Here is a 13,653-nt window from a genome sequence, read left to right on the forward strand (position 1 = left end):
GGCCGGGTTTAGGTCTGGGTTCGCCCAAGGTTCGCCGATACTCAGGCGGCTTCTTTCAACGAGGCCATGTCGATCACGAAGCGATATTTCACATCGCTTTTGACCATGCGTTCGTACGCCTTGTCGATCTCGTCCATGCGAATCATCTCGATGTCCGACGTGATGCCATGCTTGCCGCAAAAATCGAGCATTTCCTGCGTTTCCGCGATACCGCCGATCAACGAACCGGCCAGCGCACGGCGCTTGAAAATCAGGTTGCCGACAGATGGCGACGGATGCGCATGCTCCGGCACGCCGACGAGCGTCATTGTTCCGTCACGCTTGAGCAGCGCGGTGAACTGGTCGAGGTCGTGCGAGGCGGCGACGGTGTTGAGAATGAAGTCGAACGAGTTGACGTGTTCAGCCATCTGTTCCTGATCTTTCGAGATCACGACTTCATGCGCGCCAAGCCGCTTCGCGTCTTCGACCTTACCGGCCGACGTCGTGAACAGCACCACATGCGCGCCGAACGCCGCCGCGAGCTTCACGCCCATATGACCGAGCCCGCCGAGCCCGACAATGCCGACCTTCTGCCCGGCCTGGACATTCCAGTGACGCAGCGGCGAGTACGTAGTGATCCCCGCGCACAACAACGGCGCAACGGCGGCAAGTTCAAGGTTCTCGGGAACAAGCAGCGTAAAAGCTTCGTCCACGACGATCGACTTGGAATAACCGCCGTACGTCACGCCGCCCGTGTGTTTGTCGGGCCCGTTGTAGGTGCCGACAAAACCACTGCCTTCACAATACTGCTCGAGGCCTTCCTTGCAAGACGGGCAAGTCCGGCACGAATCCACCATGCAGCCGACACCCGCCAGCGTGCCCACCTTGAACTTCGTGACTTCAGAGCCGACTTCAGTCACCCGGCCGACAATTTCGTGTCCCGGCACGTTCGGGTACACCGTACCCGCCCATTCGCCGCGCGCGGTGTGCAGGTCCGAATGGCACACGCCGCAATACAGGATCTCGATGCGGACATCGTGCGGACCGGTGTCCCGGCGATCGAAGGCGAAAGGAGCAAACGGCGTACTGGCTGAGTGCGCGGCATAGCCATAGGTCTTGTACATGGTGTGGTCCTTGAAATGATTCGTTGGTTCGTTGTGTGTTCGTTGCTTGTTCGTCGATACCGGGGGCGCTCGCTGTCCGTTCAAAAACCGCGAACATCCGCGTCGGCAGGCAACCCTGGCAACTTGCGTCACAACGCCGATCGGTAGGCAACAAGTTTGCAGGAAGGCTTCTTGGGCTTGACGACGTCTGGAACCGCGTCAAAACCTGACCCAGCTTCACGTGTATCGGCATCTGCGATTGTGCGGTTGCACAATCGCAGATGCGCCTGAATGCGCGTTGCCGGGCTTCGTGTGCGAATCTGAATCTGAATCCGAACGCCCGGGAGATGCGAGCGCCCCTTCACAGAACAGTATGCGAATTCTGGGCCAACCGCTCAATGGAAATATTGCGATTTCACAATTCCAATTAATGGAATGTCGTGTTGCAGCAGTTACAGCAATTTGCGGATCGATATCAGGACGTTATTTGCAGAAGCGAGCCCCCTGTTTGCGCACCGCTTGATCGTGATCAAACCGGATCACGCATCATCATGCCTGGATCAATGCGACGCAACATAAATGGAATTGGGTCCGGCCTGAGGAACAGCGAAGGTCTTTTTCATCCGGTCCGCTTCTTCTATCGGACTACGCCCGAACAGGCGCTTGAACTCGCGGCTGAACTGCGACGAACTTTCATAGCCCACCTGCGCGCACGCAACCGCCGCGGTTACGTCGTTTCTCACCATTAAAAGGCGCGCCTGATGAAGCCGCGTCGACTTCAGATATTGCATCGGCGAGGTATTGGTCACCGCTTTGAAGTGCGAATGAAATGACGGCACGCTCATGCTCGCCTCCAACGCAAGCCGTTCGACGTCCAGCGGTTCGCGAAATGAAATATGGATCTTTCGGAGCGCCTTGGCGATCTTGCCGAAATGCCCTTGTCGCGTGAGTGCTGCGCGCATCGACCCGCCCTGCTCGCCTGTCAGCACGCGATAGTAGATTTCACGCACGAGGCCGGGTCCGAGAATCCCAGCCTCCAGGGGCGAACTCATCGTCTCCAGAAAACGTAGTACCGATGCAGCCAGCCGGGCGTCGAGCGGAGTCGACATCATCCCTTTCGGCTTCGCTGGAACCCCGCCCGCCCGTTCGTCGAGCTGCAGCATCAAGTCAGCCGCAACGTTGAAGTCGAGGCGAAAGTAGATGGCCAGCATGGGCTCGGCTTCGCTTGCCTCGGTTTCCATCGAAAACGGCACCGGCACCGATACCGCAAGATAGTGCTGCGCGTCATAAACATAGACGTCGTCGCCCAGAAATCCGCGCTTGGTGCCCTGGCAGACGATCACAATACCCGGGTCGTACAGCACGGGGGTCCGGCTCAACGGACGGTTCGATCGCAGGAACCGCACGTCGGGCAGCGCGGTCAGGTTGTATCCCTCCGCAGGCGCCAACACCTCCAGCAACGCGGCCATGCGTTGCTGCGCTGTTGTCCGGTCATCGGGTTCATCGCGTTCAGAGGTCACGTCCGGTCTCGTCAGATTTTGCGGCCAGCTTGCAATGTGCCACTTGCCAGCGCCGAAATCCACCGGCTCATAGGATTAGGCAAACACAACAGATGAACCGGCATTCGCGTTCCGGCGCGGCGCTCCTAACATGCGGCCATTGCTGAAGTCGCGCGTGTCATGTGTCATTGGCGATGCATCGCGACGCTCAGCCTGTCCACGACCACCGACAAGGAGTGCAGCACCATGAACCCCATCCAGGGCAAGAAGACGTTCCTCATTACCGGCGTGAGCTCGGGTTTCGGCCGCGCGTTCGCAGAAGCCGCGTTGAATGCCGGCCACGTCGTCGCGGGTACGATGCGCCGCGAAGCCGACATACACACATTCGAGGCGCTCGCAGCCGGCCGTGCACACGCGATTGTGCTCGACGTGACCGATTTCGCGGCGATCGGTCCGGCTGTCGCGACGATAACGGAAAAAATCGGCTCTATCGACGTGCTGGTCAACAATGCAGGATACGGCCACGAGGGCGTGCTTGAGGAGTCGCCGCTGGAAGACCTGCGCCGTCAGTTCGACGTCAACGTATTCGGCGCCGTCGCGATGATCAAAGCCGTGCTTCCCGCCATGCGCGAACGCCGGTCGGGTCACATCATCAACATCACGTCGATGGGCGGCTTCGTCACCATGCCGGGGATTGCTTACTACTGCGGCAGCAAGTTCGCGCTCGAAGGCATCTCTGAAACGCTGGCGAAAGAAGTCGCGGGTTTCGGCATCAAGGTAACCGCCGTTGCACCCGGCTCTTTCCGCACGGACTGGGCTGGCCGCTCGATGGTGCGCGCGGGCCGCAGCATCGCGGATTACGATGCGCTGTTCACCCCGATCCGTCAGGCGCGAGAGGCGAAAAGCGGCAAGCAGGCCGGTGACCCGGTCAAGGCGGCCCGCGTGCTGCTGGAGGTGATTGCGGCAGAACATCCGCCAGTACATCTGCTGCTCGGCACCGACGCGCTCAGCCTGGTCAGGGACAAATTGGCGGCCCTCGGCAGCGAGATTGAAACGTGGGAAAAGGTATCGCGCTCGACGGACTTCTCGTGACGCCTTCATGATCCGATAGCCACGAAAACCCCTACTGCAGCCCGTTGTGATTGTGAAAACCGGGCTGCCGCTCTCGTGTACGATGGACTTCACGTCGAGCCCCTCGGCCAAGCCGAGCGTTACAGGCAACGCCATGCCGCGAGCACGCTGCAATAGCCCGCGCTTGAGCCGGATTTGCGCGCCGATTCGATGAATCCGGAAGCTACCCGTACCAAAGCTCGTTGAGCGGAATCGTATTTCCAACCCCGGCTTATTCGTACACTATTCGCCCACACACGATGAGGTTCCGATGACCCGTACTGTCGCCGAAAAACGCGCCGCCTTTCGCGCGCTTCACCAGCAAGGTTGTTTCGTGTTGCCCAACCCTTGGGATGCAGGCAGCGCGCGGATGCTGCAGCATCTCGGCTTTGCCGCGCTGGCATCGACCAGTTCGGGCTTCGCGTGGTCTACAGGCCGGCCCGACTACGCGGTGACCTGCGCCGATGTCCTGCAGCATCTGGGCGCCCTCTGCGAGGCGGTGGACCTGCCGGTCAACGCCGATTTCGAGTCCGGGTTCGCCTCCGACCCGGCCACGCTCGCGGCCAACGTGAGCCTCGCGATCCAGACGGGCGTAGCGGGTTTATCGATTGAAGATCGCGACGTGGAAGCACCGTTCGGACTCTACGACACCGCTCTCTCGGTCGAGCGCGTTCGTGCGGCCCGTGCGGCGATCGACCGGTCGGGCGACGACGTCATCCTGGTCGCGCGCACGGAAGGCCTGCTAAGCGATCCAACCGCGCTCAGCCAGTCCATCGACAAACTCGTGGCCTTCGCAGCCGCTGGTGCGGACTGTTTGTATGCGCCGGGCGTGGTCGATAAGGCCGACATAGCGGTCATGGTTCGTGCCGTGGCGCCCAAGCCGCTCAACGTACTGATGATGCGGCCCGGCATGAGCGTCGCCGAACTGGCCGACCTTGGCGTGCGGCGAATCAGTGTTGGCGGAGGGTTGGCGCGGGTTGCATGGCAGGCCATGCTGACGGCCGCCGAGCAAATGAAGGCCGGCTCTTTCGATGGCCTCGCTGGCGCCGCATCCAGCAAGCAATTGAACGATGTCTTCGGCGGATTCGCCTGAGTCTGAACCTGAGCCTGAGCGCTCGGCGCGAGCCCGGTCTTTTCGTCAATGTGCCTGCAGCGCAGGGACATTCATGCATCGGGATCGATCGTACAGCGACTCTGCAGCAGTCCCTTGCGCTGTTTCGGCTCGACAACATGTGTGTGGCCGAAAGTGGTTGGCAAGCGCTATAAGCGCCTGATAATATTGGGACATGGATAGCCGCCCGGCTCCATGTCAATCAACTTTCATTTCTCAAAGGGAGGCGAAAAGATGCTCGCATTCAATACCGTCGTCCCTTACATGGCGCGCCGGCCAGTTTAAGCCGCCGTCCGCGCGGGCACAGCAGCCCGCGCCATTTCCAGACAGTCCGTTGTCAGTTCGCCCGCACATGCGGGCGAACTGTGGCTGTCGCTCTCATTTTCTTTCGACCGGATAGCCTCGTCGCGCTTGGGCGCTACGGGCTGTGGCAAATGGCTTACACAAAAAAACTCGACTTCGGCGGACGGGCGTTCAAAGACGTTCTTGGTTTCACTGTGGTTCACTGGGGCAAACAACCGTGGCGCATCGTAGCCATTGTCGTGCTCGCGCTGCTGTCGGCACTGGCCGACGTCCTCACGCCGCTCTTCGCAGGCCGGCTCGTGGATGCACTCGCCGCCGGCGCGGCTGGCAAGGAGCTGGCATGGCGCGCGGCCACGACGGCGTTCGGCATCCTGGCTTGCCTTGGGCTGGCAGCCACGCTGCTGCGTCAGCTCGTTTTCATGAACATCATCGTGTTGACGCTCAGGATGATGAGCGAGATTGCCGCCAACGCGTTTCATCGCGTGCAACGGTTTTCCTCTGACTGGCACGGCAACAGCTTCGCCGGTTCGACCGTGCGCAAGATCACGCGCGGCATGTGGGCGCTCGACCTGCTCAACGACACGTTGCTCATCGCCCTGCTCCCGTCACTCGTCATGCTGGTCGGCGCGACCGTGCTGCTCGGCATGCACTGGGCCGTCATGGGCGTGGTCGTGGGCCTCGGGTCGCTGCTCTACATCGCGGTGACGGTCGGCCTGTCGCTTGGCTTTGTCGCACCGGCCGCTCGTTTAGGCAACGCGTGGGACACCCGCATGGGTGGTGCGCTGGCAGATGCGGTGAGCTGCAACACGGTCGTCAAGGCCTTCGGTGCGGAAACGCGCGAGGAAGCGCGGCTTGCCCGCGTGATCGGCAAGTGGCGTCACCGGACGCGGCGCACATGGGCGCGTGGCACGATCAACGGCGGTGTGCAGGGCGGCATGCTGGTGGTCATGCAGGCGGCAATCCTGGGTGCTGCGCTGTTGCTGTGGGAAGCCGGCAAGGCCAGCGTGGGCGACATCACGTTCACGCTGACCATGTTCTTCATGTTGCAGGGTTATCTGCGCGAAGTCGGCATGCACGTGCGCAATCTGCAGCGCTCGGTCAACGACATGGAAGAGCTGGTATCGCTTGAAGGTCAGCCGCTCGGCGTGGAAGACAAGCCCGACGCCGGGCCGATCGCGATCCGTGAAGGCGAGATCCGCTTCGAGCATGTGACCTTCAGCTACGACGGCCACACGAAGCCGCTTTATGAGGACTTCTCGGTGCGGATTGCGCCGGGAGAGCGCGTAGGGTTGATCGGGCATTCGGGGTCCGGCAAGACCACATTGATCAAGCTTATCCAGCGGCTGTACGACGTCTCGGGCGGCAGGATCATGATCGACAGGCAGAACATTGCCGATGTCAGCCAAGCGTCGCTGCGCGGCCAGATAGCGATCGTCCAGCAGGAGCCGGTGCTGTTCCATCGCTCGCTCGCGGAGAACATTGCGTACGCCCGGCCCGGTGCTACGCGTGCGGAAATCGAGCGGGCCGCACGGCAGGCCAGCGCCCACGACTTTATCGCGGCGCTGCCTCAGGGTTACGAAACGCTCGTGGGTGAGCGCGGCATCAAGTTGTCGGGCGGCGAACGCCAGCGTGTGGCGATTGCCCGGGCGTTCCTCGCGGATGCGCCCGTCCTGATCCTGGACGAAGCAACGTCGAGCCTCGACAGCGAGAGCGAAGTGCTGATCCAGCAGGCAATGGAGCGGCTGATGGTCGGCCGTACCACGCTGGTGATTGCTCACCGGCTTTCAACGGTGCGGGCGCTGGACAGGCTGCTGGTGCTCGACAAAGGCAGGATTGCTGAGGAAGGCAGCCACGAGAAGCTGATCCAGCTCAATAACGGCTTGTACCGGCGGTTGTTCGAACGGCAGGCGCTCGGCTTGACGACCGATCGCGCGGAACCGGCCGGTGCAGTAAAAACCGGCCATCCAGCAGGTGGTTATGCCACCGATCCGATGACGACCGGGAGATGATGCGACGGTCCGGGTAGACCCCGGACCGTTGTATCAAAGTCCGGGGCATTGCAAACGCGTGATCTCGTTCACTCTTGATCTTTGAATTACGTAAGGCCTTCGCCGAATCCAGCGCGATGCGCCTCACGTTCCTCAAGCACTAAAACCCTTTTGCACGAACCAGAAACGGTGCCGGCGAGTGAATCGACGCGTGCAGTCCTGTGTCTGGCCCGGGGAGATAGTCCGTGTGCGGTTGCTTCGACTCATCAGCTTGCTTGAGCAGATTGGCAGCGGATGCATCGATAGAATCGGTCAGCGGTTTCGGATAAACGCCGATCGCCAGCACCAGCACCGCGAGCGCACCCAGCATCCCAAACTCGCGTTTGCCGAGATCGCCGAGACCGGCTACGCCCGCATTGCCGACCGGTCCGTAGATGGTTCGCTTGTACATCCACAGCGTGTACGAAGCGCTCAGGATCAGCGTCGTGCAAGCCAGCGCTCCGATCCAGAAATTGAACTTGACCGCACCCATGATGACCATGAATTCGCCGACAAAACCCGAGGTGCCGGGCAAGCCTACATTAGCCATCGAAAACAGCATGGCGAAGACCGCGAAACGCGGCATCACGTTGGCGACGCCGCCGTAGGCATCCATTGAACGCGTGTGCATCCGCTCCCACAGAATGCCGATGCACAGAAACATCGCGCCCGAGACAAAGCCATACGAAATCATCTGCACGATGGCGCCGTCCAAGCCGATGTCGTTGAACAGGAACAGCCCCAACGTGACGAGCCCCATGTGCGCGATGGCCGAGTACGCGAGCAGCTTGCTCATGTCCGTTTGCGCCAGCGCGACCAGGCTTGCATAGATCACCGCAATCAACGACAGCACGATGATCACCGGCGAAAAGAAATGCGCCACGTCCGGCGTGACAGGCAACGCGAACCGGAGGAAGCCGTATGCGCCGAGCTTCAACATGCCGAGCACGACCGAAGCGCCCGTGGGCGCTTCAAGGTGGACCTGTGGCAGCCATGTATGGATCGGCCACATCGGAACCTTGACGGCAAAGGCCGCAAAGAACGCGATGAACACCAGCACCTGCGGCGTGAAGCTCATGGGCAGCGCCTGCCAGCTGGCGAGGTCGAAGGTATGCGATTGCTGATACAGATTCAACATCGCCATCAGCATCATCAGCGAGCCAACCAGCGAAAAGAAGAAGAACTTGACGGCCGCAAGCACGCGTCCGGTTCCGCCCCAGGAGCCAATCAGCAAATACATGGGAATCAGCGTCGCTTCGAAAAAGACGAAGAACAGCATGCCGTCGAGCGAGGCGAAGGTCCCGATCATCAGGCCCGACAGAAACATGAACGACGCGAGATATTGCGCAACGCGCACCGTGATCACGTTCCACGAAGCAATGGTCACGATCAGCGTCGTGAACGCGGTGAGCACCGTGAGCCACATCGAGATGCCATCGACACCGAGGTGATACGAGATATCGAAAGCCGGCAGCCAGTTCACGCGTTCGACGAACTGCATCGCAGCAGAATGGGTTTCAAATCCGCTGACCAGCGGCAGCGTGACGACGAAGCAGACGGCCGACCCGGCAAGCGCGAGCCAGCGCGCAGGCATCGGGTTGCGGTCGGACCCGATCCTGAGGATCGCGACGCCAAAGATGATTGGAAGCCAAATGGCAAGACTGAGAAGCGGTAAGGATGACATCGCTGAGATAAGACCTTGTTTGAGCGCTAATCGGCACTGCCTGGGGCAAATCCGCTACTAAGTGTGAAAGAATGAAAGTCAATCGTTAGCCTGTTTCCCCCGGTCTGTCGTTAAACCGTGGACGTAAGGAAACGAAAGCTCGCCAGCGAGTACGAGCATCCTGCGTAAGGGTTAACGAGCATAATTCAGTCACAAATATTTTGCAGCGCAACAGTGATGAATTTTTCGTGATGCAGGCTTGTGGCTTGATTTAAAAGTGTTTCATGACGTCCGATGGACCATAAAAATGTGCGAACGCACAATATTTTTCGGAAGCATGACCCGCAATATGGGACGTCTCGACGAGCATCCGGCGGGTTGAAAACCCGTGGGGCTATCTCGAACGTTTCTTACAGTCGTGCTTTCGTTTCACTGTCACGGAAAATCAGATCCGTTCAGCGTCGGTATAGGTGAAGCACCTCTACGCTGCTAGACGGGATTCGGACGTACCGCGAAAACGCCGGGCCGAGTCGGCCCGGGAATCGTCATTTCGTTCCAGATCTTCAGTGTCATTTACTTCGTATGACTATGTATTTCGCCGAACCACTCACCCATTGTTGGCCGGCAAGCGGCCTGCAGCGACCGCAGCAGCGCCCACGATCCGGTCAAATCTAAAAAAAACTTCATTCTCCGATAGCGTTGTTTCAGATTTCGCAAGTCGCGAAATTACATAATGAATGGACCGATTACACATTGGGAGTTTCGCGATGTACCAAACACTATTAGTCGAGGCGGTCCACGATTCCGGGCGTCAGGCAGTACGCTTCGATATTGGATCGAACGCGGCAATCCTCGATGTCGATGACGTCGACCTGCTGATAGAACGTCTTGGCCAGATTCGCTCGGGGCTGTCGCCGGCCTTGCCGCACGAACCGTCGCGCACGCATAACTATGTGATCGAAATTGATCCGTGCTGGTATCTGGACAAGAATCCGTTGTTCGACGGGGTCGTGCTGCTGCTGCGTCATACCGGGCTCGGTTGGGCTGGCTTTGCGATTCCTCAGTCGAGCCTCGAGCGCCTGCAGGACGCTATCGTCAAGCCGGTGCCACAGTCGTTTGAAGTGAGCCAGATACCGAGTTGAACACGCGTGCCGCCGGCACGTTTGTCGTACGTGTGCTGAGTCACCCCACTGCCAACACGTTGGCTGTGATGTGGCGCGAAACAGCCCGCTACTGCTATCAGGAGCAGAAATGGAGACGGGCGCGCGCCGAAGGTCCGGGGCAATGCGCCCTTTCGTTCGTGTCCTTCAAGGCAGGTGCGTGGGTCTTCAGGCCCGCAGGTTCATCACGTCCGCTGAATCGGGAGTGCAGCATTGCCGAGACATCGCTAACTGCAATGCTGGACGATCGAAAATCTTTAAACTTCGATGCAACAAGCCGCTAAGAACTTTAAGGCTAGCCGATTTCCTTGTCGGCTAGCCTTTAGTTTTTTTATCCGCCCCGCATACCCATCTACAAGCAAAAAAACGACGCCGCATGAAACCACGCGGCGTCGATCATTTACTCACTCACGCCCAGCGACTTAGAACCGGTGACGCATGCCGACCGTTACGGCCACTTGCTTGTCCGTTGTAGACGGGCTCAGGCCGTTGATCGCTGCATCACCCAACGCCGTGCCGTCGCCACCCGACGCGTGTTGAAACACGCCTTCCGCATATACGTCGGTGCGTTTGCTCAAGTCATAGTCTGCAAGCAGCGAGAACTGGTGATACTTCGGCTTAGCATCGCCGGCCGCCGTGTTGAACGAGCCGTTCGTGAACGTGTAAGCGCCTTCGAGACTCATCGCCGGTGTCAACGCGTAACGCGTATTCACTTCGTAGTTGTCCAGACGCAGACTGTTACCCGACAAGGCCGTATAACCGTCGTTCATGTTGATCGCATCGAGGCCGTCAAGCTTCGTGTGCGTGTACACGAATCCCACCGTGGCCGGGCCGAAAGCGTAGTTGACACCACCGCCGAACGTGCGTTGACGCGCGGCGACGAACGTTGATGTGTTATTCGCTCCCGACACTGCACCATTCGCGTTGTCGCCCTGGCCGGGATTGTTGATCTGCAAATACGACGCAGCGAAGCTCAACGGGCCATTGGAGTAAGACGCGCCCGCGCTATAAGCGCGATTGTCCGAGAATGCGCCCGCCTTGTTCGAAAAGCCGTACAAACCGCCGAACTTGAAACCGGCGTAATCAATGCTCGCGAACTTCACCGAGTTGCTGATGCTGAAGCTATTGTCCAGATTGTCGTTATCGAACGGGTGGGCGGCAAGGTTGTTGCCCAGACCCTGGCCGGCTTCCGACAGCGGCGCCAGATAATCAACCGTGGAATCGTATTGCTTGCCGAGCGTCACCGTACCGTACTGGTTCGATTGCAAACCAACATATGCCTGACGGCCGAAGATCTCATTCGACTGCGAGAACGCGCCGTTGTTCACGTTGAAGCCATCTTCCAACTTGAAGATGGCGTGCATGCCGCCACCCAGGTCTTCGCTGCCCTTCAAGCCCCACAGCGTGTCGCTGACGTTGCCGCTACCCACACCCCACGATTGGCCCGACGAGGCCGAACCCGGCGTGTGCGAGTTGTTCGCATACACCACCCCGGCATCGATCACGCCATACAGCGTGACGCTGCTTTGCGCGTGAGCGGCTACTGCGAACAGGCTGGAAATAGTTGCAGCCAACAGAACTTTCTTCATCTTGAACTCCACATAGATAACGGGTTCCGGGTCAGGAGGCAGCTTGCAACGCTGCGTGACTTCGGCCGTACGCTTAAGCGAAGCAGGCAATGCTTCGAGCGGGAGGACATGCAGCGTTGAGTGCGGCCCTGACCTCAGAGCATCGAAGTCTACGGAGCGAGCGTCGCCAGGCAGCGTGGTCGAACTGAATGACAGATTTTCAGTTTTCGAAAGCAAGGCTTGGGCGATCAGCGCGAAGGCAGACGTGCGCTAGGTTTGAGCGCTGTTCTTGTTTTGTGGCATTCCCATCATCGAGGGTTTGCGTGTATCGAATGCGCCACGCCATTGATTTATGGTTGCCTTAAGAACGGCCGACAAAGTTAAAAAAGACTTAATAAAGCAGGCGCGTCCTTGTTACGTCACGTAGCAGATCATGCGGTCAGTCAAATCGATACAGGCTGCCCGTCATGAATCAGCTACAAGCAATGCGCGTGTTCACCCGCGTGGTCGATCTCACCAGCTTCAGTCTGGCCGCCAAGCAACTCGGCATGTCGGCCGCAGCAGTCACCCGTAGCATCAGCATGCTGGAAGCGCACCTGAACATGCGCCTCCTGAATCGCTCCACGCGTCGGCTCTCGTTGACCGAAGCGGGACAGTCCTATGTGGACGGTTGCCGCACGATCATCCAGCAACTCGATACGATTGAAGAGAGCCTCGTGCGCTCAACCCGCGATCTCAGCGGAACGTTGCGCGTGGCGGCGTCGACGACCTACGCCGCGTGCGGCTTGAGCAATCTGCTCGCGGCGTATCGTGCAGCGTATCCGCGCATTGGCTTTGATGTGACGACCTACGACTCGCCGATCGAGTTAATCGAGGGAGGTTTCGATGTCGGTTTTTCTGCCGATCGCAACCTGCCGAACTCGTCGCTGGTCTGCCGTCATCTCACCGCGTTCAAGGAGGTCACGGTCGCTTCGCCCGGTTATCTCTCCCAGAACGGCACGCCCGTGAATCCCGCAGCGCTCGCGCATCATCATCTGCTGTCGATCTCCGACGGCTCCGCGCGTAATTGGGAATTCTCGGATCAGAACGGCGTGTATCGCGTGGCGACCGGAAATGCGCTGCACGCAACCAGCAGTGCAACGGTGCGTTCGGCAGCGCTGGCGGACATGGGGATCGCGTTGTTGCCGGCACCGCTGGTCAAGGACGATCTGGCGAAAGGCCTCCTGCTGCCCATCCTCGGCCAGTTCCAGATTGCGGGTGGCGTACGCCAGGTGTCCATTCTCTATACGGGTCGCAACTATCTCTCGGCGAAGGTCCGGCATTTCATCGACTTCTCGGTGAGCCAGTACCGTGCCCCTGATAACACGGTAGGACTTCGTGCCGCGGCCTGACGTGCATCCCCCACTCTGGAGCGCGTTGTAATGCCGAAAGTACTTGCCATAGAAGATGACGAACTGATGGCGCAGGAAGTGACACGTGCATTGTCCGCACCGGGCTATACGGTCCAGGTTGCCCGCACGGGCCGCGACGGTATTGCGAAAGCCATTGGCGGCGGTTATGACATCGTCACGCTTGATCGCATGTTGCCGGACCTGGATGGCCTCACGATTGTGACGACCATGCGAGGCGTCGGCATAGACACGCCTGTGCTGATCGTCAGTTCAATGAGCCATGTGGATGACCGCGTGCGCGGACTGCGAGCAGGCGGTGACGACTATCTCACCAAGCCTTTCTCTCACGATGAAATGCGCGCCCGCGTGGAAGCCTTGCTTCGACGCAAGGCGGGACCCGCATCCGACGAAACGGTCTTGCGCGTGCATGGCCTGGAGCTCAATCTCGTGCGCCGCCGCGCCACGCTTCACGGCCGTGTGCTCGACCTGCAGCCGACCGAGTTTCGCGTGCTCGAATTCATGATGCGTCATGTAGGTCAGGTGCTCACGCGAACCATGATTTTCGAAGGCGTATGGGGCTGCCGTTTCGATCCTGGTACTAATCTGATCGATGTTCACGTCGGCCGCCTGAGAAAGAAAGTGGATGACGCCAGCGGCCGGCCGGCGATCCGCACCATTCGCGGCTCCGGCTATTTGCTGGACTAATTTCTTCATCGTCGAGCGCAGCCACAAGGTGTTC

At 59.6% G+C, this 13,653-nt stretch carries 10 protein-coding genes; 6 read left to right on the top strand and 4 right to left on the bottom strand.

Annotated features, from left to right (window positions below; all coding sequences use genetic code 11):
- Nucleotides 1-41 precede the first annotated feature (41 nt).
- Both HB376_RS11255 and HB376_RS11260 read right to left on the bottom strand, forming a co-directional pair.
- On the bottom strand, nt 42-1,103 hold the full coding sequence (locus HB376_RS11255; protein WP_213763731.1) for an NAD(P)-dependent alcohol dehydrogenase: 1,062 nt from the start codon (nt 1,101-1,103) through the stop codon (nt 42-44).
- Between the two features lie 539 nt (nt 1,104-1,642).
- Nucleotides 1,643-2,551 (bottom strand): AraC family transcriptional regulator, encoded by a 909-nt coding sequence (locus HB376_RS11260; RefSeq protein ID WP_213763858.1) that lies wholly within the window; start codon nt 2,549-2,551, stop codon nt 1,643-1,645.
- A 276-nt stretch (nt 2,552-2,827) separates the two neighbouring features.
- Here HB376_RS11260 and HB376_RS11265 point away from each other — a divergent pair, with 276 nt between their 5' ends.
- The 3 genes from HB376_RS11265 to HB376_RS11275 all read left to right on the top strand — a co-directional run bounded on the left by HB376_RS11265 (nt 2,828) and on the right by HB376_RS11275 (nt 7,114).
- Nucleotides 2,828-3,673 (top strand): oxidoreductase, encoded by an 846-nt coding sequence (locus HB376_RS11265; protein WP_213763732.1) that lies wholly within the window; start codon nt 2,828-2,830, stop codon nt 3,671-3,673.
- A gap of 289 nt (nt 3,674-3,962) precedes the next feature.
- A complete protein-coding gene (locus HB376_RS11270; protein ID WP_213763733.1) occupies nt 3,963-4,784 on the top strand; it encodes an isocitrate lyase/phosphoenolpyruvate mutase family protein in 822 nt (273 codons plus the stop codon).
- A 452-nt stretch (nt 4,785-5,236) separates the two neighbouring features.
- Nucleotides 5,237-7,114, top strand: a complete 1,878-nt coding sequence (locus tag HB376_RS11275) for an ABC transporter ATP-binding protein (RefSeq protein WP_213763734.1) — start codon at nt 5,237-5,239, stop codon at nt 7,112-7,114.
- Between the two features lie 139 nt (nt 7,115-7,253).
- Here the strand turns inward: HB376_RS11275 and HB376_RS11280 are convergent, their stop codons facing one another.
- Nucleotides 7,254-8,816 (bottom strand): NADH-quinone oxidoreductase subunit M, encoded by a 1,563-nt coding sequence (locus tag HB376_RS11280; protein ID WP_213763735.1) that lies wholly within the window; start codon nt 8,814-8,816, stop codon nt 7,254-7,256.
- Between the two features lie 746 nt (nt 8,817-9,562).
- On the opposite strand from HB376_RS11280, the gene HB376_RS11285 reads away from it, so the two are divergent.
- Nucleotides 9,563-9,937, top strand: a complete 375-nt coding sequence (locus HB376_RS11285) for a hypothetical protein (RefSeq protein WP_213763736.1) — start codon at nt 9,563-9,565, stop codon at nt 9,935-9,937.
- A gap of 440 nt (nt 9,938-10,377) precedes the next feature.
- Here HB376_RS11285 and HB376_RS11295 read toward each other — a convergent pair whose 3' ends face one another.
- The gene (locus HB376_RS11295; protein ID WP_213763738.1) at nt 10,378-11,544 is read right to left on the bottom strand and encodes a porin; all 1,167 of its coding nucleotides are present in this window, start codon (nt 11,542-11,544) and stop codon (nt 10,378-10,380) included.
- 446 nt (nt 11,545-11,990) lie between these two features.
- Between HB376_RS11295 and HB376_RS11300 the strand changes: the two genes are divergently transcribed.
- Together HB376_RS11300 and HB376_RS11305 are read left to right on the top strand one after the other, a co-directional pair.
- Nucleotides 11,991-12,914, top strand: coding sequence for a LysR family transcriptional regulator (locus HB376_RS11300; RefSeq protein WP_213763739.1), 924 nt, complete (start codon nt 11,991-11,993; stop codon nt 12,912-12,914).
- A gap of 30 nt (nt 12,915-12,944) precedes the next feature.
- On the top strand, nt 12,945-13,619 hold the full coding sequence (locus tag HB376_RS11305; protein WP_213763740.1) for a response regulator transcription factor: 675 nt from the start codon (nt 12,945-12,947) through the stop codon (nt 13,617-13,619).
- Nucleotides 13,620-13,653 lie beyond the last annotated feature (34 nt).

Source organism: Caballeronia sp. dw_19 (assembly GCF_018449515.1).
GTDB lineage: Bacteria > Pseudomonadota > Gammaproteobacteria > Burkholderiales > Burkholderiaceae > Caballeronia.